This window comes from Vibrio aerogenes (genome assembly GCF_024346755.1).
Lineage (GTDB): Bacteria > Pseudomonadota > Gammaproteobacteria > Enterobacterales > Vibrionaceae > Vibrio > Vibrio aerogenes.
Map to the genome: position 1 here is coordinate 2,112,222 of NZ_AP024861.1, position 25,640 is coordinate 2,137,861.

At 44.7% G+C, this 25,640-nt stretch carries 24 protein-coding genes and 4 tRNA genes; 17 read left to right on the plus strand and 11 right to left on the minus strand.

What is annotated here, in order from left to right:
- The first annotated feature begins 289 nt into the window (after positions 1-289).
- On the plus strand, positions 290-1,510 hold the full coding sequence (locus OCV29_RS09360; protein ID WP_073603070.1) for a glycoside hydrolase family 30 protein: 1,221 nt from the start codon (positions 290-292) through the stop codon (positions 1,508-1,510).
- A gap of 220 nt (positions 1,511-1,730) precedes the next feature.
- On the plus strand, positions 1,731-2,180 hold the full coding sequence (locus OCV29_RS09365) for a thermonuclease family protein (protein ID WP_073603071.1): 450 nt from the start codon (positions 1,731-1,733) through the stop codon (positions 2,178-2,180).
- Here the strand turns inward: OCV29_RS09365 and OCV29_RS09370 are convergent.
- Entirely contained in the window at positions 2,119-2,424 is a 306-nt protein-coding gene (locus tag OCV29_RS09370) for an Arm DNA-binding domain-containing protein (RefSeq protein WP_084193270.1), read from the minus strand. The genes OCV29_RS09365 and OCV29_RS09370 overlap by 62 nt on opposite strands.
- Before the next feature lie 85 nt (positions 2,425-2,509).
- Here OCV29_RS09370 and sbcB point away from each other — a divergent pair, with 85 nt between their 5' ends.
- The 5 genes from sbcB to purT all read left to right on the plus strand — a co-directional run bounded on the left by sbcB (position 2,510) and on the right by purT (position 7,588).
- Positions 2,510-3,934: an exodeoxyribonuclease I gene (gene sbcB, locus OCV29_RS09375; protein WP_073603072.1), complete on the plus strand. Its 1,425-nt coding sequence runs from the start codon at positions 2,510-2,512 to the stop codon at positions 3,932-3,934.
- Between the two features lie 62 nt (positions 3,935-3,996).
- Positions 3,997-4,365, plus strand: coding sequence for a CidA/LrgA family protein (locus OCV29_RS09380; protein ID WP_073603073.1), 369 nt, complete (start codon positions 3,997-3,999; stop codon positions 4,363-4,365).
- Complete coding sequence (locus OCV29_RS09385) at positions 4,365-5,051, plus strand: LrgB family protein (protein WP_073603074.1); 687 nt, start codon at positions 4,365-4,367, stop codon at positions 5,049-5,051. The genes OCV29_RS09380 and OCV29_RS09385 overlap by 1 nt, the downstream gene beginning before the upstream one ends.
- A gap of 249 nt (positions 5,052-5,300) precedes the next feature.
- On the plus strand, positions 5,301-6,194 hold the full coding sequence (gene cdd / locus OCV29_RS09390) for a cytidine deaminase (protein WP_073603075.1): 894 nt from the start codon (positions 5,301-5,303) through the stop codon (positions 6,192-6,194).
- 200 nt (positions 6,195-6,394) lie between these two features.
- Positions 6,395-7,588 (plus strand): formate-dependent phosphoribosylglycinamide formyltransferase, encoded by a 1,194-nt coding sequence (gene purT, locus OCV29_RS09395; protein ID WP_073603108.1) that lies wholly within the window; start codon positions 6,395-6,397, stop codon positions 7,586-7,588.
- 112 nt (positions 7,589-7,700) lie between these two features.
- On the opposite strand, the gene OCV29_RS09400 is transcribed toward purT, so the two are convergent.
- From OCV29_RS09400 to OCV29_RS09435, 8 genes are all read right to left on the minus strand, one after another.
- The gene (locus OCV29_RS09400) at positions 7,701-8,345 is read right to left on the minus strand and encodes a class I SAM-dependent methyltransferase (protein ID WP_084193271.1); all 645 of its coding nucleotides are present in this window, start codon (positions 8,343-8,345) and stop codon (positions 7,701-7,703) included.
- A gap of 115 nt (positions 8,346-8,460) precedes the next feature.
- Positions 8,461-8,751, minus strand: a complete 291-nt coding sequence (gene ihfA, locus OCV29_RS09405) for an integration host factor subunit alpha (RefSeq protein WP_073603077.1) — start codon at positions 8,749-8,751, stop codon at positions 8,461-8,463.
- A gap of 409 nt (positions 8,752-9,160) precedes the next feature.
- Entirely contained in the window at positions 9,161-11,548 is a 2,388-nt protein-coding gene (gene pheT / locus OCV29_RS09410) for a phenylalanine--tRNA ligase subunit beta (protein ID WP_073603078.1), read from the minus strand.
- Positions 11,549-11,565: 17 nt separating this feature from the next.
- Positions 11,566-12,549 carry a phenylalanine--tRNA ligase subunit alpha gene (pheS, locus tag OCV29_RS09415; protein ID WP_073603079.1) on the minus strand — a complete coding sequence of 328 codons (984 nt, stop codon included), beginning with the start codon at positions 12,547-12,549 and terminating at the stop codon, positions 11,566-11,568.
- 497 nt (positions 12,550-13,046) lie between these two features.
- Positions 13,047-13,122 (minus strand) — tRNA-Gly (locus OCV29_RS09420).
- Positions 13,123-13,129: 7 nt separating this feature from the next.
- A tRNA-Leu gene (locus tag OCV29_RS09425) sits at positions 13,130-13,216 on the minus strand.
- Positions 13,217-13,294: 78 nt separating this feature from the next.
- Positions 13,295-13,370 (minus strand) — tRNA-Gly (locus OCV29_RS09430).
- Positions 13,371-13,373: 3 nt separating this feature from the next.
- Positions 13,374-13,447 (minus strand) — tRNA-Cys (locus tag OCV29_RS09435).
- Positions 13,448-13,862: 415 nt separating this feature from the next.
- Here OCV29_RS09435 and OCV29_RS09440 point away from each other — a divergent pair.
- Both OCV29_RS09440 and OCV29_RS09445 read left to right on the plus strand, forming a co-directional pair.
- On the plus strand, positions 13,863-14,099 hold the full coding sequence (locus tag OCV29_RS09440; protein ID WP_073603080.1) for a TIGR02647 family protein: 237 nt from the start codon (positions 13,863-13,865) through the stop codon (positions 14,097-14,099).
- Between the two features lie 57 nt (positions 14,100-14,156).
- Entirely contained in the window at positions 14,157-15,002 is an 846-nt protein-coding gene (locus OCV29_RS09445; RefSeq protein WP_073603081.1) for an NAD-dependent epimerase/dehydratase family protein, read from the plus strand.
- Between the two features lie 26 nt (positions 15,003-15,028).
- Here OCV29_RS09445 and OCV29_RS09450 read toward each other — a convergent pair whose 3' ends face one another.
- On the minus strand, positions 15,029-15,607 hold the full coding sequence (locus tag OCV29_RS09450) for a thymidine kinase (RefSeq protein WP_073603109.1): 579 nt from the start codon (positions 15,605-15,607) through the stop codon (positions 15,029-15,031).
- Positions 15,608-15,709: 102 nt separating this feature from the next.
- Entirely contained in the window at positions 15,710-17,476 is a 1,767-nt protein-coding gene (gene aspS, locus OCV29_RS09455; protein WP_073603110.1) for an aspartate--tRNA ligase, read from the minus strand.
- 266 nt (positions 17,477-17,742) lie between these two features.
- Here aspS and OCV29_RS09460 point away from each other — a divergent pair, with 266 nt between their 5' ends.
- The 8 genes from OCV29_RS09460 to OCV29_RS09495 all read left to right on the plus strand — a co-directional run bounded on the left by OCV29_RS09460 (position 17,743) and on the right by OCV29_RS09495 (position 25,548).
- Positions 17,743-18,636 carry a DUF72 domain-containing protein gene (locus tag OCV29_RS09460; RefSeq protein WP_073603082.1) on the plus strand — a complete coding sequence of 298 codons (894 nt, stop codon included), beginning with the start codon at positions 17,743-17,745 and terminating at the stop codon, positions 18,634-18,636.
- Between the two features lie 164 nt (positions 18,637-18,800).
- Positions 18,801-19,529, plus strand: a complete 729-nt coding sequence (cmoA, locus tag OCV29_RS09465) for a carboxy-S-adenosyl-L-methionine synthase CmoA (protein ID WP_073603083.1) — start codon at positions 18,801-18,803, stop codon at positions 19,527-19,529.
- A 74-nt stretch (positions 19,530-19,603) separates the two neighbouring features.
- Positions 19,604-20,575, plus strand: coding sequence for a tRNA 5-methoxyuridine(34)/uridine 5-oxyacetic acid(34) synthase CmoB (gene cmoB, locus OCV29_RS09470; protein WP_073603084.1), 972 nt, complete (start codon positions 19,604-19,606; stop codon positions 20,573-20,575).
- A gap of 117 nt (positions 20,576-20,692) precedes the next feature.
- Complete coding sequence (locus OCV29_RS09475) at positions 20,693-21,472, plus strand: ATP-dependent zinc protease family protein (RefSeq protein ID WP_073603085.1); 780 nt, start codon at positions 20,693-20,695, stop codon at positions 21,470-21,472.
- Entirely contained in the window at positions 21,469-22,977 is a 1,509-nt protein-coding gene (locus tag OCV29_RS09480) for an inactive transglutaminase family protein (protein WP_073603086.1), read from the plus strand. Before OCV29_RS09475 ends, OCV29_RS09480 begins: the two co-directional genes overlap by 4 nt.
- Positions 22,974-23,978 carry an alpha-L-glutamate ligase-like protein gene (locus tag OCV29_RS09485; protein WP_073603087.1) on the plus strand — a complete coding sequence of 335 codons (1,005 nt, stop codon included), beginning with the start codon at positions 22,974-22,976 and terminating at the stop codon, positions 23,976-23,978. Before OCV29_RS09480 ends, OCV29_RS09485 begins: the two co-directional genes overlap by 4 nt.
- Before the next feature lie 226 nt (positions 23,979-24,204).
- Positions 24,205-24,363 carry a hypothetical protein gene (locus OCV29_RS09490; RefSeq protein WP_175561523.1) on the plus strand — a complete coding sequence of 53 codons (159 nt, stop codon included), beginning with the start codon at positions 24,205-24,207 and terminating at the stop codon, positions 24,361-24,363.
- Between the two features lie 231 nt (positions 24,364-24,594).
- Positions 24,595-25,548 (plus strand): ribonuclease Z, encoded by a 954-nt coding sequence (locus tag OCV29_RS09495; protein ID WP_073603088.1) that lies wholly within the window; start codon positions 24,595-24,597, stop codon positions 25,546-25,548.
- Positions 25,549-25,640 lie beyond the last annotated feature (92 nt).

A 25,640-nucleotide genomic window follows, 5' to 3' on the forward strand; every position in this document is an offset into this window, starting at 1 on the left:
TCTTTGTTGACTCATCAAAAATTTCAGGGTCAGCCGCAAGGGCTGCAGGAAAAGCCGGAATACCTTCCACCATCCATCACATGTTAGTCCGGACATCAGCAAATAAATTCCATTGCAGATATAAAACACTGATTATTTGTTGAAGACCAATGCGCTCAATCACATTTATTATTTTTTCCGGGAGATACCAATTGATCTCAAATGAATTAGAGTGATATAAAATTAGTTGCGCATAAATATATACATATGTCTGTATAAATACAATTAAATAAAATAAAGTGGAGACCCCATGAAAAATAATAAAATATTCAGCGGTATTTTCGTTTTAACGTCAGTGCTTACATCCTGTTCTGTCTGGTCATCAACGGTAAACGTTGATCTGAATAAGACATATCAGGCAATTGACGGCTTTGGTGGCATGAATGCGCCGGGTTGGATAGCTGACTTAACCTCATCACAGGCGAAAACAGCTTTCGGTACAGGGAGTGGCGAACTCGGCTTATCCATTATGCGGATGAGAATCGATCCAGACTCCAATAATTGGAGTAAGCAGGTGCCGATAGCTCAATATGCCGCTTCAAAACATGTGAAATTGCTTGCAACACCCTGGACGCCACCAGCGTATATGAAAGACAACAATAGTTTGAAGAATGGCGGAAAATTAAAATCAAATCACTATCATGGCTATACCCAGCACCTGAATAAATTTGTCAGTTATATGAAGTCAAAGAATGCCGCAATTTACGCGCTTTCTATACAAAATGAACCAGACTGGCAACCTGATTATGAGTCTTGTGAATGGAGTGGTTCAGATTTCGTGAACTACCTGAAAGCGGAAGGAAAAAATCTTGATAACTCAGTTAAAATTGTTGCACCAGAATCATTGAACTTTAACCACAAACTTTCTGACCCCTTCCTGAACAATTCTCAAACTGCAAAATATGTGGATATCGTTGGCGGCCATTTATACGGAAAAGAAGCCTTTGACTATCCGCTTGCCCGTCAGAAAGGCAAAAAATTATGGATGACAGAACATTTCACAACCAATGATGATGCCAATAACTGGTCGAAAGCTTTAAGTGTCGGAACTGAATTGCACAAAAGCATGGTATCTAACTATAGCGGCTATATCTGGTGGTATATCAGACGAAGCTACGGCCTGCTGACCGATAATGGCAAAGTCAGCAAGCGTGGCTATATCATGTCTCAGTATTCCAAATTCATCCGTCCGGGCTTCGAGCGTGTCAGTGCAACAGAAAAACCAGCATCTGGTGTTTATGTCACCGCATATAAAAATAATAGTGGCAAAGTCGTGGTTGTCGCTGTAAATACAACATCATCACAACAAAAACTGGATTTTAAACTCAATCACGATTCTGTGAAATCTCTGGTTAAATACAGCACATCTGAGAAGTTAAATGTTGGCTATGGTGGGACTTACAAGCTGAACAGTCATAAAACAACAGCCTACGTCGACCCTAAAAGTGTCACAACGTTTGTGTCTGAATAGCGGCTAAATCAACGCTGACTGATTCAATTTCTTAAAATATGTGAATCCCCGGGAAACAAAACGTTACCCGGGGATTTTTATTGACCATGATATCATCTGTTAAACGCCTGTCGCTTGCCGTACATAACAAATCCATTCAAAATAAATGAGAATGATTCAGATGATTCGTTGTCTAAAACGCCAGTCATACATAACCGCAATATTCAGGTATTCAAAAAATATGTTTAGAGCCCCATTGATTGCTATCTTCACCCTCTTTGTCAGCATGATTAGCTGCCACACATATGCAGCAGGTAAAACAACCTATGGCTCAGCTGTGATCAACAAAGTTACCAGTATCTATGACGCAGATACATTTAAAGCAAATATAAAAGGCTGGCCTGATATCATTGGTAAAAAAGTATCCATCAGAGTCAACGGTGTTGATGCACCAGAGATCCGCGGGAAGTGCAAAAAAGAAAAAAACTCGGCACGGATTGCAAAATTATTCACAATCAAAGCACTCAGGACAGCAAAGAAGATCGAATTACGAAATATAAGACGCGGCAAATATTTCCGTATTCTGGCAGATGTCTATGTTGATGGCCGGAATTTATCTGATTTACTGATCAACTCCGGGCTTGCAAGACCTTACGATGGCGGGAAAAGAGGGGGTTGGTGCCGGTTCTGATGTTCCTGAAAAATTTGATGTACAGGGCATGACCCTCTTCTCTCACCGCCAGTATTTGCTGATGAATTTGTCTTGCTTTTTTGAGCGTGATTGCAGGATACTTGCCAATACGAAAGCGTTTATTCTTGCCATTGAAGCGACAGCGGTACTGAAAAGTGATATTTGCCTTAGGTGAGATTTTGGCAATGAGTCCTTCTTCATCGTTCAGTTCTGATGGCCCACGATATTCGTTGAGTTTGTTGATAGCACTGAGTTACAGATATTAACCATTGCTAATCGACCGCCACACAAGGCCTGAACAGAATATTTATGGACAATCCACTAAACCTATGAATAACAACGACCAACCTACATTCTTCTTTTTTGATTATGAAACCTGGGGAACCAGCCCAGCCAAAGACCGGCCCTGCCAGTTTGCCGGTATCCGGACAGACATGGATTTCAATATCATTGGTGAACCACTGACTTTGTACTGTAAATTACCACCGGATTATCTTCCATCTCCTGAAGCCGCTTTAATTACCGGTATTACTCCTCAGCTTGCCAATGCCAAAGGTGTGAGTGAGCCAGAATTTATCCACCGGATTCATCAGGAACTGGCAAAGCCAAATACAACCAGCCTCGGCTATAACAGTATCCGCTTTGATGATGAAGTCACCCGCTATACCTGTTACAGAAACTTTCTTGACCCTTACGGATGGAGCTGGCAGAACGGCAATTCAAGATGGGATCTGCTGGATGTAGCCAGAGCCTGTCATGCACTGCGCCCCGACGGTATTAACTGGCCGGAAAATGATGATGGTATCACCAGTTTCAAGCTTGAACATTTATCCGTTGCAAACCAAATCGAACACAGTAATGCGCACGATGCAATGGCCGATGTATACGCAACCATTGAACTGGCAAAGCGGATTAAAAACTCACAGCCAAAACTATTCGATTACTTCTTTTCTATGCGTCACAAGCGCCAGCTGACTGAGTTAATTGATATCGTCAATATGACACCACTCATGCATGTCTCCGGCATGTTGGGACATCAATGCCAGTATACAAGCTGGGTTGTCCCCCTCGCCTGGCACCCCGTGAATAAAAATGCTGTGATTACTGTCGATCTGGCAAAAAATCCACAACCTTTATTTGATCTCTCTGCTGAAGAATTAAAAGAACGGTTATACACCAGACATGATGATTTAGCTGAAGGAGAGCTACCGGTTCCGGTGAAGCTGATTCATCTGAATAAATGTCCGATTCTGGCTCCGGCAAAAACGCTGACCGCAGAAAATGCGCATCAGATAGGTATCAACCGGGAAGCATGTCTGCAAAACCTGTCTGCCTTAAAAGGTTCACCAGCTATCAGAGAAAAACTGCTTCAGTTATTCACTGAAGAGAAGCCATACCCGTCTGATGATAACGTCGATACCATGCTGTATCAGGGATTTTTTAATCCGGCAGATAAAGCTGCGATGGAAATTATCCGCGAGACGCCACCAGAAATGCTCGGGGAGCTTTCTCTTACCTTTCAGGATCAGAGAATTGCACCTCTTCTGTTCCGTTACCGGGCCAGAAATTACCCGGGTACATTAAGTTATCAGGAAAGTCAGCAGTGGTTAAGTCACTGCCAGGATTACTTTACCAGTCATATGGATGATTATATTCTCAGGCTGGAAAATCTCGTGGTTGAGCATGAAGGAAATGAATCAAAACTTAAGATCCTGAAATCCATTTACCATTATGTTGCCGGACTGACTTCCTGAACCTGTCGGGTGGATTGAATCAAGCAGCATCAATCTTGTTTTTACCCAAAGTGGATCACAAAATGTTTCAAGTAGTATTAAGATATCTGATATCTTTCTGTGTCATATTTATCTGTTTATGGGCTGGTTTAACCATTCAACACTGGCTTCATCTCTCTATTCCCGGCAGTGTTATCGGCATGATTATTCTGTTCATGTTACTTTCATCTGGTATTTTACCCGTCACATGGGTTCAGCCCGGCGCAAGCCTGTTCATCCGGTACATGGTTTTTTTGTTTATCCCGGTGAGTGTAGGCTTAATGAGTCATTTCGATATCTTAATCGATAATGCTTTTTCAATTTTTCTCAGTGTGGTTGTCGGAAGCGCTATCGTGCTCATTTGTATGGGAACAGCGCTGGATCGTTACCTGAAACGGAAGGAGCATTCATAATGTGGCTGGTCATCACGATTATCGTTTTTCTGTTTGCACGCTGGTTATGTAACAAACTAAAAAATCCGCTGGCAAATCCATTACTTCTGAGCGTTATCATTTTGATTTCTTTGCTCATGCTGACAGGTGTTCCCTACCCGGCCTACGCCAAAGATACCTCGGTGATCAATTTTTTATTGCAACCCGCAGTCGTCGCTCTGGCTTACCCGCTGTACGAACAATTACCACAAATCAGAGCAAACTGGCGGGTGATTTTAGCTGCCTGTACAATAGGAAGTGTGATGTCAATGATTTCCACCGGCCTGATCGCTGTCGCGCTGAATACAGACAATACACTGATTGCAGCACTGCTGCCGAAATCAGTGACAACACCAATTGCCATGGAAATCACCTCCAGCCTGGGAGGAGAAGCTTCCATTACAGCAATTCTCGTGGTCATTGCCGGGTTATTCGGGGCTGTTTGCGCTTACCCGGTTTATAAACGGCTGAATATCACGCACCCGATAGCTAAAGGGCTGACCATGGGGGCAGTTTCTCACGCATTAGGTACTGCAACCAGTGCCGAAAAAGCGCCGCAGGATGCGGCGTTCAGCTCGCTGGCACTGGTGTTATGCGGCATCATCACTTCAATTCTGGCTCCAACATTTTATACACTCGCACTATGGTTTGCTGATTTTATCAGTTAAAACACATCCAGCCTTCCTGTCCGGTACAACAAATATCGGGCAGGAAGGCACAAACAACAATCAATGACTTTCTCACCATCAAACAACACATCGCGATTATTCCTCGTGTTATCGCACATTTATTTTGAAATATGTCACAAATGCAATGAAATAATTAATAGATGTCTCGTATTATTTATATGCATGTCACACTGTATATAAAAATCTAAGCTAATATAAAAAAGTTGATTACTTCAGAGAAAGAATGATATGACCCTAAACATCTCTCAGGCCCTGACAAAAATTCCGGCCGAATTACGCTCATATCTGACCCCTGTAATATCCCATCACGAATTTTCAGGTCAGTTAAGTCCCCGGCAAGTGAATCAGTTAGCCAGTCTGGCAAAGACTGATGCATCAGCTATTCCGTTAAAACTCCTTCCTTTAGCCGCTGCGTATGCACTCACGCCCATCTCTGATTTTCAGGTTGGCGCTATCGCCAGAGGGTTCTCCGGCACACTTTATTTTGGTGCCAATATGGAATTCGCCAAAACTCAGATGGGGCAAACAATTCATGCAGAACAGGCCGCCATTTCGCACGCGTGGATGTCGGGAGAAACGGCGCTGACAGATATCATCATCGACACACCACCGTGTGGCCATTGCAGACAATTTATGAATGAACTGACCAGTGCAGACACATTACAGATTCAGCTCCCGGATAAACCAGCCTGCGGATTACATCATTACCTGCCGGAAGCCTTCGGGCCGGGAGATCTGGGAATCACTTCCGGATTAATGTCTGAAAAAAACCATATGAAACACATCAATACTCAGGATGAACTTGTTCTTTGTGCGCTTCATGCATTAAATCAAAGTCACGCGCCTTACAGCCAAAACTACAGTGGGGTTGCGGTTCAGATGCGTGATCAGAAAATTTATATGGGTGCCTATGCTGAAAACGCAGCTTTTAATCCAAGCCTTCCACCGCTTCAGGTTGCTCTGGTGCAAGCCAGAATGGGAGGACATGAACTCAATGAGATTCAGCGGGTTGTGCTGACAGAAATGAGTCATGCGACCGTCAGTCATTTGATCGACACACAATATGTCCTCAGACAAATCGGTCCTTTGCTCGAATGTGAATATCACCAGATTGACGAATAGTCATCACTCTCCGTCCACGCTCTAGGGAAAAGAGATAAGAGTCACTTTTCCCTGACGCCTGCCAAAACAAAAAATTCATCATGAAAACATCAAGCTCCGGCCGAATCCACGCTTCATCGACCCAGAACGCAAACGTTTGCTTTCATCGGAAAAATCAGTATGATTGCCGCAAAATCTGAATGATGAACAGAGGTTATGGCATGTTTGGAACAGCAACAACAAAAGGTGCAACACGGGTTCTTCTTCTGGGAGCAGGAGAGCTGGGCAAAGAGGTTGCCATTGAATGCCAAAGGCTGGGACTGGAGGTGGTTGCATGTGATAAATATGCCAATGCACCAGCCATGCAGGTTGCTCATCGAGCGCATGTCTTTGATATGTTAGATGGTGAGAAATTACAGCAGATTATCGAACAGGAGCGTCCAGACTATGTTGTGCCGGAGGTTGAAGCAATAGCAACGGCAACATTAGCAAAAATGGAGCAACAAGGTGTCTGTGTCATTCCTACAGCGCATGCAACACAACTGACCATGAACCGTGAAGGTATCCGTCGTCTGGCCGCTGAAGAGTTAAACCTGAAAACTTCACCCTATCGGTTTGCAGACAATTATAAAGATTTTTGTCAGGCCGTGGCAGAAATTGGAACGCCATGTGTTGTTAAGCCGGTGATGAGCTCTTCAGGAAAAGGACAAAGTGTTATCAGAACTGAAGCTGAAATTGATCAGGCATGGCATTACTCACAAGATGGCGGTCGTTCCGGTGCGGGAAGAGTCATTATCGAAGGATTTATCGATTTTGATTATGAAATTACCCAGCTCACGGTCAGTGCCGTCGATGGGATTCATTTTTGTGATCCAATCGGTCACCGTCAGGAAGATGGAGATTATCGTGAATCCTGGCAACCTCAGGCAATGTCAGAAAAAGCGTTGGCAGCAGCAAAGGTCACGGCAGAAAAAATCGTCACAGCATTAGGCGGATTTGGTCTCTTCGGTGTCGAACTCTTTATTCAGGGTGATCAGGTTATTTTCAATGAAGTCTCCCCCCGCCCTCACGATACCGGGCTGGTCACATTAATATCCCAGAATATGTCTGAGTTTGCACTCCATGTCCGTGCTTTTACCAAATTGCCAATCGGACATATTTCCCGCTATCATCCGGCCGCCTCGGTGGCACTTCTGGGTCATGGCACCTCACAAAATGTCAGATATGAAGGATTAGCAGAAGCTCTGGCGATTCCGGCTACCCAGCTACGTCTTTTTGGTAAACCTGAGATTGATGGCAGACGGAGAATGGGAGTTGTACTGGCTACCGGGGAAGATACCGGACAAGCCAAAAAACGGGCTCTGGACAGTGCCGCCCGAATCAAAATAGCCTGTGATTCCACCTTAATCAGGTAAAACAAACATGAAGGAGCTGACAGCTCCTTTCTTATATTGATTCAAACACCCGGAAAATACTCAAACAACCACAAAGATACATAATTTCAGGTGGCTTGAGTCAATGCCTGAATCAGTTTTTCTCAATCAACCACACATCACCATCCGGAAACCCACCAGACTCGAATTCCGTTTCCTCAGATCCCAAAAGCACGGATTCTGACAGGCAGGCGATTCGGCAATGAGGAAATAATCGCTCGAGATCACTTTGCTGTACAGGAAAAATTCCCTCAAATTCATCAGAGTGTTCATAATGAGCGCTAATCAGCAGAATCCGTCCTCCGGTTTTCAGCAAAGCAAGCAACCGTTCGGCATACTGCTGCCTCTCTTCCGGGGAAATAACCACCATTGCCGCACGATCATAAATCAAGTCAACAGCTGGCAGAGGCGCAGTAAAAAAATCCCCCCGATACAGGTTCAGTTCATCAAACTGATATAACTCATGGGATGAATCAACACGAGTCACAAGCGGTGTATAAAAGTTTTCTGCAAAGAGAGCTCTGACAGCAATTTCACTGACTTCAACGCCATAAACTTCCTGATGCCGGGAAGCCAGCCAAACAAGGTCTTCACTTTTACCACATAGTGGCACCAATACTTTTTCATCCTGCTGCGGTAAAAGTCTGGTCCAATACTTTAGCAAAAATGGGTTTTCCTGAACCTGATGAAAGCTGATCTGGTTGGAAGCCCATTTCTCCAGCCAATAATCGATCTTCACAATAATAATACCCGTATAAACTAAATGAGCTTATGTCAAACGACATAAGCTCAAATACATAAAAGCCCCAGAGAAATCGAAAGACCACCTCAGTGGTCTTTCATATTCTCAGTCATTATGAGTCAATATTCTCGACCCGGGCCTTCAGCTTTTGTCCCGGACGGAATGTCACAACACGCCTCGCAGAAATGGGAATATCTTCACCTGTTTTGGGATTTCGTCCGGGACGTTCATTCTTATCCCTGAGATCGAAATTACCAAAGCCAGATAATTTAACCTGTTCCCCATTCTCTAACGCTTTGCGTATTTCCTCAAAAAAAGCTTCAACCGTTTCCTTGGCATCCCGTTTACTAAAATCAAGCTTCTCAAACAGGTTTTCAGCCAAATCGGCCTTTGTGAGCGCCATAAACTTTCCTCAAAGCTGTACCAACCACACTGCCAGAATTGCAGTCCCAAAGCATTTTTTATCAACCAATCAACAACATATCGGCCACACGCTAATTAGTGTATGCCAACCTTATGATTTACGCCAACTTTTTTATTAAATCGATGATAAAATGCTCACATTCATCACAAAGAAAATGTATTTTACATTTAACATATTTCACAATAATTGATTGATTTAAAGATAGAATTAGTCAAAAGCGTCAAAAAATAAAATAAAACCCGATATTTCTGTCAATAACGGAATTTTGTTCAGATTCAGTCTGAAATGCAACGTTGTGAATAAATATTATGCTTCAAATACACATAAAAAAAGCAGACTGATTAATAAATATCAGTCTGCTTTATCAAAAGGTTAGCGGATTTTTCAATTAATCCCGTAACGTTGCATCATATTTTCCGGAAACAGCTGCCAAAATATCTGCAACCGCAGAGGAAATATCCGGTTCTTCTAATGTTTTTTCGTCAGATTGTAATGTCAAAGCAATTGCAAGGCTCTTCTTACCGTCTTCAACACCTTGACCGACATACACATCAAACAGTTTTGCATCTTTCAGGTATTGATGACCACTTTCCAGACAGGCAGAAACAATATTGCCTGAGTCAATACTTTGATCAACCACCAAAGCGATATCCCGGCGGTTTGACGGGAATCTGGAAACCGCACCAATTTCAGGAATCAGGCGCTGATTCACGGCATTCCATTCAAGTTCAAACACAACGGTCCGGCCATTCAGTCCAAACTTCCGTTCCAGCTCCGGATGCACAGTGCCGATAACACCAATCTGACGACCTTCATGCAGAATTGCCGCAGTCTGGCCCGGATGTAATGCGGGATGTTTTGCAGCAGTAAAACTATAAGCGCCCTGATTAGACGTGAGCTCCAGAATGGCTTCCACATCCCCTTTCAGATCGTAAAAGTCAACAGTTTTACTGTCCAGCGCCCAATGTTCATCAGTCTGTGGTCCGGCAATCACACCTGCTAAGACAGGCTCCTGACGAATTCCCATCTCTGCCGTCTCATCAGGAACAAACCTGAGCCCGTATTCGAATAAACGAACACGCGGTTGCTGACGTTTCTGGTTATGAATCACCGTATTCAGCAGCCCCTGAATTAAACCCAGACGCATTGCTGACATCTCAACAGAGATAGGACTTGGCAGGATTAACGGTTCAACATCCGGCACAATCAGTTTCTGTTGTTCTGGCTCAACAAAGCTATAAGTAATCGCTTCATGATAACCACGATCAACCAGCAGATCTCTGACCCGTTTTAATGACAAATCAGCTTCTTTATACTGATTCATTGTCAATGCAGCAGCTGGCGCCTGAACCGGAATATTGTCATACCCATAAATACGTCCGACTTCTTCAATCAAATCCTGTTCAATCGCAATATCAAAACGCCAGGTCGATGCTGTTGCATGCCAGCCATTTTCTTTGACATCAACAGACATCCCCAAACGGGAAAGAATATCCACCACATCTTCATCCGGAATATGATGGCCAAGCAACTTATCCAGCTTTTCACGACGCAGTAAAACCTGATTTGGCTGAGGCAACTCAGACGCGGATTCTGCCACATTCACCGGTGCAACATCACCCCCACAAATCTCAACCATCAGCTGTGTGGCACGCTCCATAGCATTCATCTGAAGCGCATAGTCAACACCGCGCTCGAAACGCATGGAAGAGTCAGTATGAAGTCCATAGCTGCGTGCCCGGCCACGAATGACCGCAGGGGCAAAAAATGCACTTTCCAACAGTACATCTTTAGTCTCAGCGCTGACGCCTGAACCTTCACCGCCAAAAATACCAGCCAGTGCCAGCGCTTTGCTGTGATCGGCAATCACCAGTGTATCCGCATTCAGTTTTGCTTCAGTGCCATCAAGCAAGGTCAGTTGTTCATCCTGCCTTGCCATCCGCACAACAATTCCGCCGTCGATCTGAGATAAATCAAAAGCATGCATCGGCTGACCTTGCTCCAACATCACGTAGTTGGTAATGTCAACAACAGGATCAATAGAGCGAATGCCACAACGACGCAGCTTTTCCTGCATCCATAAAGGTGTTTCCGCCTTAACATTTACATTCCGGATCACCCGGCCAAGGTAACGCGGACAACCTTCAGGCGCCTGAATATCGATCGCAACCTGATCATCAATCGCTGGCTGTACCGCTTCAATTTGTGGCTCAGTCACATCAATCCGGTTCAGAACACCTACCTCACGAGCCATCCCTCTCAAACTGAAGCAGTCAGCACGGTTTGAGGTCAAATCAACATCAATGGTTACATCGTTCAAAGCCAGGAACTCACGAAAATCGGTCCCGTTCACGCTATCAGCAGGTAACTCAAGAATGCCATCAGACTCGACATCAATCCCCAGTTCAGAGAACGAACACAGCATGCCATGAGACGGCTGACCCCGTAACTTCGCTTTTTTAATTTTAAAATCACCCGGTAGCACGGCACCTACCGTTGCAACAGCGACTTTCAGTCCCTGACGACAATTCGGCGCACCACACACAATATCAAGCAGCTCAGCGTCACCGACATCAACTTTAGTCACACGTAATTTATCTGCATCAGGATGCTGTTCACATTCAACAACCTGACCGATTTTGACACCGGTAAAAGAGCCAGCGACAGGTACAACATCGTCAACTTCAAGACCTGCCATCGTAATCTGGTGAGAGAGTTCATCGGTTGTCACGGAAGGATTCACCCATTCCCGCAACCATGATTCACTGAATTTCATTCTATTTTGCCCCTGAATTATTTGAACTGTTTAAGGAAACGAAGATCATTTTCAAAAAACGCACGTAAATCATTTACGCCGTAACGTAACATCGTGAGTCGTTCAATCCCCATCCCAAAGGCAAAACCTGAGTATTTTTCAGGATCAATTCCAACACTACGTAACACATTCGGATGCACCATGCCGCATCCCAGAATTTCAAGCCATTTACCATTCTTCCGTCTCACATCAACTTCAGCAGAAGGCTCTGTAAAAGGGAAATAAGAAGGACGGAAACGGACTTCAAGCTCTTCTTCAAAGAAGTTACACAAGAAATCATGAAGGATGCCTTTCAGGTGAGCAAAATTCACATTTTCATCGACCAGCATTCCCTCGACCTGATGGAACATTGGCGTATGCGTCTGATCATAATCATTCCGGTAAACACGCCCCGGAGCGATAAACCGTAAAGGCGGCTGACGACTTTCCATCGTCCGGATCTGGACACCGGATGTATGGGTCCGCAACATCAGTTTCGGATTAAAAAAGAAGGTATCGTGATCGGTTCTTGCCGGATGATCATCTGCAATATTCAACGCATCAAAATTGTGAAAATCATCTTCGATTTCAGGGCCGGACTCAACAGTAAAGCCTAATTCACCAAAAAAGCTTTCGATCCGTTCAATGGTTCTGGTAATCGGATGAATACCACCATTTTCAATATGACGGCCAGGTAATGTGACATCAATGGTTTCTTCGGCGAGTTTCGCTTCAAGTTCTTCGCGCTGAAGCGCCTCTTTACGGGCACTGATAGCCTGTTGAACTGTTGCTTTCGCTTTGTTAATTTCCTGACCCGCAGTTCTGCGTTCTTCTGGAGGAAGCTTGCCCAGATTTTGCAACTGAGCCGTCAATTCCCCTTTTTTACCCAAATACTGGACACGTACTTCGTCAAGCACAACAAGTGTGTCAGCAGCCTGTATTGCCGCGGTCGCACCGGCAATGATCTCTTGTAGATGTTGCATCGTTTCCTCATCTGCCTTCCGGCAGTTTCTGCAAAGGTTCCGTTAGGTGACCTGAATTGATTTCCTGGAAATTTAAAACTAATTAATACCTGATTCCAAAATCAGAATAGCTTCGTTTCAGAGTATCTGTTTTCGTAACCGATACAGAATTTACTCTGAAAAAATAAGCGTCTTGAGGTAATAGGCACACATAGTAACGAAAGCTGCATCTAAAGCCAAACTGTAATCGCTTTTCTGGCGATGATTGAACCACTCATACCATTCTAAGTAATCTTCTGATCTGGATATATCTGGTTCCGCAAACCGCCAAGCGCCCCACCAGACACATCCAGATGATCAGTTTATTTTCCAGATTAGTATCACAGATAAAAATATCATTGCAGTTTCATCAGAAATAGGAATATTAACTAACCGAACTATAATCCGGCAAAAATCAGAGGTAAGTGAATACTGGATATAATGAATAATTTCAGGGAATACAGACAGAGAAGAGATTCTGGAGCGACATACGAGGTTCGAACTCGTGACCTCAACCTTGGCAAGGTTGCGCTCTACCAACTGAGCTAATGTCGCATAAAGATGGTGCCCCGGGCCGGACTTGAACCGGCACAGCGCGAACGCCGAGGGATTTTAAATCCCTTGTGTCTACCAATTCCACCACCAGGGCACGCAATTCTGGATTGCGGTGCACTCATTGAAAGAGGAAACACCATCTTAGCACTGTCATTAACAATACTAACAAATCTGGAGCGACATACGAGGTTCGAACTCGTGACCTCAACCTTGGCAAGGTTGCGCTCTACCAACTGAGCTAATGTCGCAAATGGAGGCGCGTCCCGGAGTCGAACCGAGGTCCACGGATTTGCAATCCGCTGCATAGCCACTCTGCCAACACGCCTTAACCAAACCGTCTTGCTTGGTACGGGATGCATTCTACGGATTCAGTACCCTCAGTCAACATAATTTTTTTATTTTTGAATCGTTTGCCTATTTTACATTCAAAAGCACCAATTAATCCCCATAAGCAGGCGATTCGATCAACTTTATTCCGGATTTCACTTCTGTTAAGCCACTGAAAAACTGAGATATACCAAGCTCTGGACAACTCATTTGCTTCATTTACCGTTTTCGTTACAAAGAAGCGATAATAACAATCTGCAAACAATCAAGCAGGATGAACAATAACCATAAAGTACTTCACAGATTCAATATTTTATAACTTGATATCTGACATTTCCGTCAGATGGATATTGTCCTTCAGAAAAGAAATTTCTATGTTAAACAACAACACAGATGACTTTATGGATGTATAGATGAAATTTAATCAGCAACATATCAATGAAATTAACCTGCTCTTGCAATTTGATCTGAACAGCAGAGATACCGGAATTAAAGTGCATAAAACGGCTGAGAAAAAAACCATCGATGCCGTTCAGGCACTTTACAGCAAGAATTTATGTACGCATCCAGATGGCGGCTACCTGACTGATGAAGGCATTGAAGCTGCCCAACATGCGGATCGTATTCTCAGAATTCTGACTTCAAACTAAGGAAAAAGAATTTCACCTGCACCTTCTGATAATACAGAATTATATCAGGCTCAGCATATGAAAACTGTCACGATTATAGGTGCCGGATGGCTTGGATTGCCATTAGCACAATACCTCAACGGCAAAGAATACACTGTCTTTGCCAGCCGTACTTCAGAAAACGGAGCTCAGGAGTTAACCGAACAGGGACTTCATGGATTCTGTTATCAGTTTGACAATACCGCACCCGCGCTTGCACCTATTCTGACCCAGCAAAAGACGGACATCGTGATTGGCTGTTTTCCGCCCGGTTTTCGTCAAAATAAAGCCGGTCAATATACTCAACACTGGTTAACACTGGCCGAACAATCTAAGCTTGCCGGTGTAAAAAAACTCATTATGATCAGCTCAACCGGAGTTTATCCGGATCTCCCGGAGAAAATGACGGAAGAGAAAGCCAGCCTGGGGCTGGCAGAGAAAGAGAACAAATTTAGTGAAAAGAACCGTATTTTACTGGCAGCAGAACAGCAAGTGCTGGATTCACGGCTTGACTATGTTGTTCTCCGCTGCAGTGGCTTAATCGGTCCAAAGCGACATCCCTCACGGTTTGTCCGCAATTTGAAACAAATCAGCCGTCAGGCGCCTGCAAATATGGTTCATCAGCTTGATGTCATCCGGGCCGTCACATTTGCAATCGACCATCTGACGAATGAAGTGATGAATGTCACCACACCGGAAACCGTCAGCAAAGCTGCATTTTATCAGGCAGCGCTAAAATCAGTGAACGCAGATATCACCATGCCACCGATCACTGAAACCCGCGATAAACTCATTTCCGCAGAGAAGCTTTGTGAAGCTGGTTTTAAATACCATTTTCAAAATACACTCGAGGCATTGGCATACAACAAAGATATTGCCGGTTGAGTCTCCCAGCCGGCTTAGCATTGGCCCTACAGGCCAAGCGCCTCTTTATAATGGCGACGACACACAGAAATATATCGGTCATTACCACCGATATCGACCTGGTCGCCTTCAGCAACTGCCTTACCAGATGCATCCACCCGCACGACCATATTGGCCTTTTTGCCGCAGTGACAAATGGTTTTCAGCTCTACCAGCTTGTCTGACCAGGCAAGCAGATATTGGCTGCCTTCGAATAATTCACCTTTAAAATCTGTTCTCAAACCGTAGCACAATACCGGAATATCGAGTTTATCAACCACTTCAGAAATCTGATAAACCTGACTCCGGGTCAAAAACTGGCACTCATCAATCAGGACACAGTCAATACGGGATGTCTGATGTAACTCCTGAATATCTTCATAGAGGTCAGTGCTGTCCTGATATAAATAGGCTTCTTCTTTTAATCCAATTCTGGAACTCACAACACCAGTGCCAAACCGGTCATCGACCGCTGCAGTAAAGATAACCGGCGTCATCCCCCGCTCACGATAATTAAATGAAGACTGCAGTAAAGTCGTTGATTTCCCTGCATTCATTGCAGAGTAGTAAAAATACATTTGGGCCAAAAGAAATTCCTGTTTCTGAACACAATATAAAAAGTGAATATGAAAGAAGGTGGCAAATGCCACCTTCCGGGTCACAGAAGTAATAATTATGTCATCAAATAACTATTTTTTGTCAACTGCAACCGAAACTGCCAACTCTTCAAGTGCTGCCGGATTTGCCGGGCTGGGCGCATCAGTCATCAGACAGGAAGCTGCTGTTGTTTTCGGAAATGCAATCACGTCACGAATGTTTTCAGTACCACACAGCAGCATGACTAACCGATCCAGACCAAATGCCAGACCAGCATGCGGTGGTGTTCCGTATTTCAGCGCATCCAGCAGGAAGCCAAATTTCAGCTTTTGTTCTTCTTCATCAATTCCCAGCGTTTCAAACACCGCCGTCTGCATCGCTGCATCATGAATCCGCACAGAACCACCACCGACTTCATAACCATTCAGCACCATGTCGTAAGCATTAGAGTTTGCACTGGCCGGATTCGCGATCAGCTCTTCAGGAGTCACGCCCAGCGGTGAAGTGAACGGGTGATGCATCGCACTTAAATGACCGGCGTCATCTTCTTCAAACATCGGGAAATCAACAACCCACAGTGGCGCCCATGCAGAAAGATCCGTCAGTTCAAGATCAAGACCCACTTTCAGGCGCAAGGCACCTAATGCTTCCGCTACAACATTTGCTTTATCTGCACCAAACAGGATGATGTCGCCGGATTTTGCCTGAGTTCTGTCCAGCAATGCTTCAATCACTGAAGCACTCAGGAATTTAGCCACCGGAGACTGAACACCATCAGCACCGGCATCGCGATCATTCACTTTCATCCATGCCAGGCCTTTCGCACCGTATACAGAAACAAACTCAGCATAACCATCAATCTGTTTACGGGTGAGTTGTGCTCCACCGGGAACGCACAATACAGCAACCCGCCCTTTTGCATCATTTGCAGGGCCGGCAAATACTTTGAAATCGACATCTTTGACCAGGTCAGCAACATCAATCAGTTCCAGTGGATTGCGTAAATCAGGCTTATCACTACCGAAACGGCGAATCGCTTCACTAAATGGCATCACAGGGAACTCGCCCAGATTCACATTAAGCAGCTCCTGCCACATATCCCGGATCATTGTTTCAGTCACCTGACGAACTTCATCAGCCGTCATGAATGATGTTTCAATATCAATCTGAGTAAATTCAGGCTGGCGATCAGCACGTAAATCTTCATCACGGAAACATTTCACAATTTGATAATAGCGATCAAAACCTGACATCATCAGCAACTGTTTAAACAGCTGTGGCGACTGAGGCAACGCATAAAACTGACCTTTATGTACACGACTCGGTACAAGATAATCTCTCGCACCTTCTGGCGTCGCTTTTGTCAGCACGGGTGTTTCGATATCTAAAAAGCCATGCTCATCAAGAAAACGACGCACAAAACTGGATGCTTTCGCTCTTAACTTAATCCGCTCACTCATTTCAGGACGACGTAAATCAATATACCGATACTTCAAACGTTGTTCTTCAGTATTATTCTGGTTGAAATCCAGAGGCAACACATCCGAGCGGTTAATAATTTCAAGATGCTTTGCCAGCACTTCAACTTCACCTGTCGCCATATCACGATTGATCTGACTTTCCGGACGGGCTCTGACTTCACCAGCCAGGCGGATACAGAACTCATTACGAAGCTGGTTGGCAGTTTCGAACACATCAGCCATATCCGGATCAATAACCACCTGAACTAATCCTTCACGATCACGCATATCAATAAAAATTAGACCGCCTAAATCACGGCGGCGATTTACCCATCCGCAAAGTTCCACAGGCTGCCCCACAAGGGACTTGTTCAGATGACCACAATAATGGCTGCGCATAATGATTTTCCCAATGATTAAATAATTAACTTCAACAACCACCGCTCTTACTCTCCCTAAGACCAGTGATATTAATTCTCTCTGTCAGGGATCCGGTCGATACCGCCTGACTCCGCAGCCCGGTATCGATGCAAAAAAAGCAGAACCCGTTGACACATAAAACAGAAAAATGTACCAAGAAACTAAATGTACAAAAAAACAGGCGCAGATTATAGCGCTAAACAATCGTGTTCTCCAAAGCGATATCACAGATTCCGGGTAATTTAATGCAAAAACTACAAACAAAGCTCCCATTGAGACTGGGGTTGACACTCTGGTCACACCCACAATGGCAGCAAACATTCTACGGACGCGGCACAACAGCTTCTGAAAGACTTGAAAAATATGCTCAGGTTTTTCATACCGTTGAAGGCAATACGACGTTTTATGCATCACCGGCATCCAAAACAGTTTCCAACTGGAAAGCAGCAACGCATGATGACTTTCGCTTTACATTTAAGCTACCTAAAGAAATCACCCATGAGTTGATGCTGACCGGTTGCCGGCATGCCTTACACACCTTTCTCACTCTTCTGGAACCTATTCACGAAAGAATTGGCCTCTGGACGATTCAGCTGCCAGCCGCTTTTGGCCCGGAGTTTTTCCCCCGCCTTCAGCAGTTTTGCCAGCTTTTTCCGGCCCATTTCCCATTGGGTGTCGAAATACGTCATCCGGCATTTTTCACCAAAGGCCCTGAAGAAAAAACATTGAATCAGTGGCTGATTGAACAAAAAATAAACCGGATTATCATGGATAGTCGTCCGGTCTTTGCTGCACCGCCAGAGACACCGGCAACGATAGATGCTCAGCGAAAAAAGCCACGTCTTCCCGTTCATGCAATCGCAACAGCCGGCAAGCCCATGATGCGTTTTATTGGTCATCCGGCGCTCAACGAAAATCATATATTTTTTCAGCCATGGCTCAATAAGCTGACAGCATGGATTCATGAAGGCCGTCAGCCTTATGTGATGATACATACCCCGGATAACGCTCTGGCTCCGGAACTGGCTCAGCAGTTGTATCAGTCACTTCAGCAAAAAACGGCTTTACCGGATCTTGCTGCTTTTCCTGCCATGAAAGAACAAAATCAACTCCCGATATTTCCGGATGAATTTTCCTGATGAGGATCATTGGCCTTGTTCCGGGCGATGCAAGATAGCTAAAATTCACAGATTCACCGTTTCACAAAACATGACAAAGCCCCCGTTATTTCATAAAATACGCGCCTTTTCGTGGGAAGCATGTCGATAATGTCATGCCTGTGCGTTCGGATCATGAGGTCACTATGAGTTATAAAGACACTATTTTTTCAGCCCCAATCGATAAAATTGGCGACTTTACGTTTGACGCCCGGGTTGCTGAAGTCTTTCCCGATATGATTCAGCGGTCAGTTCCCGGTTACAGTAATATCATTTCTGCGATTGGTATGATGGCCGAGCGTTTTGCCCGCCCTCACTCAAATATCTATGATTTAGGCTGTTCTCTGGGCGCAGCGACACTTTCTGTCCGGCGTCATATTCAGCATGAAGGCTGTAAAATCATCGCAGTTGATAATTCTCAGGCCATGGTTGAGCGTTGCCGCCTCCATGTCGACGCTTACCGTGCAGAGACTCCGGTGGACGTCATACAGGCTGACATCAGAGAGGTCAACATCGACAATGCTTCCGTTGTTGTTCTCAATTTTACCCTGCAGTTTCTGCCACCGGATGACCGTTATCAATTGCTGAATCAAATCTATCAGGGCCTGAATCCGGGTGGTGTGCTGATTTTGTCAGAGAAATTCGTCTTTCCTGACGACAAGGCCAATACACTACTGATCGATCTGCACCATGATTTCAAGCGGGCCAATGGCTATAGTGAACTTGAAATCAGCCAAAAGCGCAGTGCAATAGAAAATGTCCTGCAACCAGACAGCATTGAAACGCATAAAGCGCGTTTTCATGACATCGGTTTTTCCAGTTTTGATGTCTGGTTCCAGTGTTTTAACTTCGGCTCCATGTTCGCAGTGAAATAACGGAACAAGCACCGTAAAACACATCATCAATATGAATTATTTAATTGAAACCAAAAACAGCGGTATGGTTTGACATGTTTGATTTTGCAAATTTTTATCAATTGATTGCGGCGGATCCCGCCTTACAGCCCTGGTTAAATACACTGCCCGCCAGACTGACGGACTGGCAGAATCAGGCTCATGGCGATTCCGACCGCTGGCAGAGAACGCTTAAGAAAATTTCTTCATCTCATCCTGATATCATCGAGTTGAAAGATCGGGTATCAGTGACTAATCATGAAGCATTGCCCGACGGTGAAAAGAAAAAACTCGAAAGTATTTTAAAAACACTCCATCCATGGCGCAAGGGACCTTATTATCTTCATGATATCCATATCGATACGGAATGGCGCTCAGACTGGAAATGGGATCGGGTTCTGCCCCATATCTCTCCGCTGAAGCACAGAAAAGTACTCGATGTCGGCTGTGGTAACGGATATCACATGTGGCGAATGCTCGGTGAAGGTGCACAACTGTGTATTGGTGTTGATCCCTCTCATCTGTTTCTCATCCAGTTTGAAGCCATTCGTAAACTAATGGGAAATGACCAACGAACGCACCTGCTGCCGCTTGGAATTGAAGATATTCCCGCAAGTGAAGCCTTCGATACAGTGTTCAGTATGGGCGTTTTATATCACCGCCGGTCACCATTAGAGCATTTGCAACAACTGAGAAATCAGCTGGTTCCCGGCGGAGAACTGGTCCTGGAAACTTTAGTGATCGAAGGCGATGAGAACGCTGTCCTGGTCCCGGTTGACCGATACGCCCAAATGCGCAACGTTTACTTTTTTCCCTCATCTAAAGCGCTTGCTATCTGGCTGGAAAAATCCGGGTTTACTGATATCGTCATCGCAGACGAAAGTATCACAACGACGGATGAACAGCGAAGCACGACCTGGATGACCCATAATTCCCTTCCTGATTACTTAGATCCGGCAGATCCTTCCAAAACTGTTGAAGGTTATCCGGCTCCGCGACGCGCGATTTTAGTCGCCAGAAAATCATAATTGACATACATCTAACGTGCGATAGCCGAAATCAGAGTAGGCTATCGGAAAAGTCTGGGATCTCCTCAATCTAACCGACACAGATTCACAATGAATGTAAGAAAGATAAGGTTGCTCATGTTGAAAAGGCTTGCACTGATGATGGCAATTTCTGCGCTCACCGGGTGTTCTTCTGTTAAGGAAGATAATTTTCACAAGGAAACAATTTCCGCCATAAAAAATGCTGAACTGAGTATTTCTCAGCGCCTGGTAAATCTGGAGCTGCAATCAAGCCATCAGGCTAAATATATTGATGGTCTGGAAACAGAAATTAATTCGCTGAAACATCAGGTCACCCGACTGAATCAGCACATGTATCAGTTCAGAAAACAGAAAAAATCACAGGAAAAAACAGCATCAGTTACTCAGCCAGAGCCTGAATATCCGCCGGTTCAGGATATTCCTGCGAATAAAATTATTCTGGGTCGTGTCGAGCATGTGACAATTGATTCAATCCGGCAAACCTTTAATGCACGTGTTGACACTGGCGCCGCAACCTCATCGTTAAACGCAGCAAATATTGAAGAATTTGAAAGAAACGGTAAAAAATGGGTTCGCTTTCATTTGTCAGAAAATATGAAAGACACCTTAAAAGATCACTGGATAGAAGCTCCGGTCACGCGCTATGTCAAAATTCGTCAGTCAACTCAAAATGAAACGGAGAGACGACCTGTAGTCAGCTTATGGATCAGTGTCGGAAAAATTCATGAACGGACAGAGTTCACCCTGGCAGACCGATCACATATGAGCCACCCGGTTCTGCTTGGACGTGAGTTTATTCGTGATATCGCCTTAGTCGATGTCAGCCGGAAGTTTATTCATACACCAAACAGTAAAGGCAGTAAGAACAAATCATGACTTCACGCGTTCCATTTTACCTTTGCATACTTATTCTGCTTGCAACCGGTATTTATCTGAGTGTATTTCGTCATCAGGTCTATGGTGTTCCGTGGACACCAGGCAAGACACGTCAGGTCTGGGATATTGAGGCACGAATCCAGTTTTATGCACAGGGAAAAGAAGTGAAGGTCTCTCTCGCAGCCCCTGACACTCAAAATGGATTCACACTGATTAGCCAGTCAGCTTCATCGCCGGGATACGGCGTCTCTTATCTGGAATCAGAAAAAGGCCGGCGGGCAGAATGGTCCATCCGGCATGCCAGTGGTCCGCAGACGATCTACTACAAAACGCAATTTCTGGTTGACCCAAATGCGCAGGCTGACCCTAAGCCTCCCCAGTATTCACCCGCTCCCCCCCGGTTTACCAAGCCTGAAGAAGCCGCAGCCACCGCTCTGATTCATCATGCGACACAGCTTTCATCGGATGACACCACCTTTGCCAGAGAGCTGATTAAAGCATTAAATGATACCGAGAGTCAGAATGCCCAATTACTTTTAAATCAGCTGGCAAAATTTAAAGTCACTCAGGCGCTTCTGTCATATTCCGGAATTCCCAATAAAATTGTCGGTGTGCTCCAGTTAAAAGATGGCAGACGTCGTCAGAATATCGAACCCATGAACCAAATATGGGACGGAGAACGCTGGGTCGTTCTTAACCCTAAAACAGGTAAACAGGAAAAGCACCCGAATTTACTGGTTTGGGATGAATCCAATGTTTCATTACTGGATGTCAGTGGAGGCAAAAACAGTCAGGTCCAGTTCAGTATGATTGCTCAGGATATCTCCGCTCAGGAAGCAACGAATAATAAAGTGAATGCTGATGGTTTACTGAATCTTTCTATTCACAGCTTACCACTCGAAGAACAGGCCATGTTCAAAACAATCATGCTGATCCCAATTGGTGCGCTGATTGTCGTTTTCCTCCGGGTTATCATCGGATTGAAAACATCGGGAACATTCATGCCGGTATTGATCGCAGTCGCTTTTGTTCAAACCCAGCTTCTTCCCGGTATTGCCGGATTTCTTCTGATTGTCGGAACAGGGCTCATTATCCGGAGCTATTTGTCCCGGCTCAATTTATTACTGGTTTCACGCATTTCAGCCGTCATTATTGCTGTGATCCTGATGATAGCATTATTTACCGTCTTATCTTTCCGGCTGGGAATTTCTGAAGGGCTGACGATCACATTCTTCCCGATGATTATTTTATCCTGGACCATCGAGCGGATGTCGATTTTGTGGGAAGAAGATGGTGCAAAAGAAGTCGTTTTACAGGGTGGCGGCTCATTATTTACTGCGATTCTGGTTTATCTGGGAATGACCAACACCTATATTCAGCATCTGACCTTCAACTTCATTGGCATTCAGTTCATCATTCTGGCTGTGATTCTCCTGTTGGGGACATATACCGGTTATCGTCTGACGGAGCTGAAACGATTTAAACCAATGGCGGAAGAAATATGATACTGAGCAGGCTAGCCTCCCCTTTTCAGCTAAAAAGTAAAGGGATTCTTGGCATGAATCAACGGAATCACAGCTATATCGGACGGTATAATGATCGGTCCCGGTATCCTTTGGTTGATGACAAATTAAAGACTAAAATAATCGCTGAGGAAGCCGGATGTACCGTTCCGGAGTTAATCGGTGTGATTCGCAGCCAGCATGAAGTCAAAAAGATTCATCAGCTTGTCAGACAGTGGCCCGCCTTTGTGATTAAACCGGCATGCGGGAGTGGTGGAAAAGGAATTCTGGTGATCGCTTCTCATCAGGGCACAACCTATACAAAACCATCCGGAGCTACCATTTCCGAAGAAGACTTAGAGCGTCACATCAGTAATGCACTGGCCGGGTTATTTTCTCTCGGAGGCAAGAATGATGTGGTGATTATCGAAAATATGATTCAGTTTGATTCATGCTTCCATGGTTTCAGTTATGAAGGTGTGCCTGACGTCCGGGTTATTGTCTTTCAGGGTTACCCGGTCATGGCAATGATGCGCCTTTCAACCAAAGCTTCTGACGGAAAAGCAAATCTTCATCAGGGTGCTGTTGGCGTCGGCATTGATGTTGCCAGTGGTCAGGCCGTCCGCGCAGTTCAGTTTGGCCGGCCTTTGACTCACCATCCTGATACAAACCGCGCTTTATCAGAGCTCAAAGTACCTCACTGGGAGCGTTTATTAGTTCTGGCAGCCAGTGCCTGGGAAATGACCGGGCTTGGCTACATTGGAACAGATATGGTGCTCGATAAAGAACAGGGGCCAATGGTACTGGAGCTGAATGCCCGTCCAGGTCTGGCAATTCAGATAGCCAATGGTGCCGGACTGTTACCCCGTCTGAAACATATCGAGAATATCAAACCATCTTTTGCTCCGCCTTCTCCCCTTCAGCGGGTCAGATATTCACAACACACGTTTGGTCAGGATCAGCCAGCAGAAATTTCAATCCATGAGACAGTTTCGACTGTCTGAATGAGACTGCTCAAGCCATCCCTTTTCGTTGATAAGAAAGGCGCTTAAACAAGGGCATCCATGCCCTAATGCCCTTGTTTGCTCCACTAGACACATACAGATGATCAGTTTATGTTTCAGATTAATGGAATAATCATCTCATTTTTATTTCTGATAAAAATGTTGACATACGTCACAAAAAATAGATAATTGTGATCGAAGTCAAACAAAACAGCAGGAGTTAATTATGAGTTCAATCATCGAATCAGAAATGAGAGTCAGCGAAGAAAGACAGAACACACATCAGGCTGATAAATTAACCTTACGTGATATCGCTACTTTATTTTCTATGTTTGCTGTCACAGCAACAATTTCATTACTGACAACCTTATCGTGGGTTGCATAAAAACATAAGCCTTGCATCAATATAATTTATCTGCTGCAAGGATTATGTTTTTATTCTGCCGGAAACATTACACACCGGTAAGTAGTACACTCAATAAACTCTGTTTTATCTTAATATTTCATCTCCCGTTACAGCATATACTGGCATACATGCCGTTAACATGCTGAACAGCATCAATATATCATTCATATCAGGTATAATTCCGGAAGAAACTTACCGGAGCTATATCATATGGATATTCTATTTCTTGGTACATCCGCTGGTGTTCCGACCCGCAAAAGAAATGTCACGGCCATTGCTGTCAGTGAAAATCAAAGTCGTAACTGGTGTCTGGTCGACTGTGGGGAAGGCACACAACAGCAACTATTACGAACCCACTTATCATTACATAATCTTCAAGCTATTTTCATTACCCATATCCATGGTGATCACTGCTATGGGCTGATCGGATTACTCGCCAGTGCAGGAATGAGCGGCCGGAAAACACCACTCAGAATTGTTGCACCTCAGGGTATCCGGGAATGGATTGAAGCGACGAAACGACATACACAACTTTTTATTCCTTATGAATTGCACTTTACCGAAGTTGAATCCCTGACCGCCATAAATGTCGGCCCCTTTGAAGTTCATACGACTGAACTCTCTCACCGGGTACCATCTTATGCCTACCGTTTTACCGAAAAAATCATCAGGACAAGTCTCGATACTGACAAGCTGAAGTTACAGGGAATCCAGCCGGGTCCGGTATGGGGAAAACTCCGGCAAGGTCAGGACATCACCCATGAAGGACAACAGCTACTGTCTCAGGACTTTGTACAACAGGAAGTTCAGGTCAGAAAAATTGTTGTCTGTGGTGATAATGACCACCCTCAGTTACTTCAGTCACTTTGTCAGGATTGTGATGTACTGGTTCATGAAGCAACGTATACACAAGATATTGCAGCCAAAGCAAGCGATGCAGGGCACAGCTATGCAGGATTAATCGCAACATTTGCAGAATCCATGCAGTTACCCAACCTGATTCTGACTCACTTCAGTCCCCGTTATCAATCAGATCCTGAAGCCCCCTGCTCTGTTGAACATATCCGCCGGGAAGCATATGCCCTTTATTCAGGAAACTTGTATCTTGCAGAAGACTTTGATCACTATCAGCTGATGCAACATGGTGAAATAAAGAAAAACTAACTCATAAAAAAAGCCACCAGCTCATCTCTGGTGGCTTCATTTTAAAATATTATGTTTCTGACAATATCAAGTTTCTGGCAAGATTGAGCTTC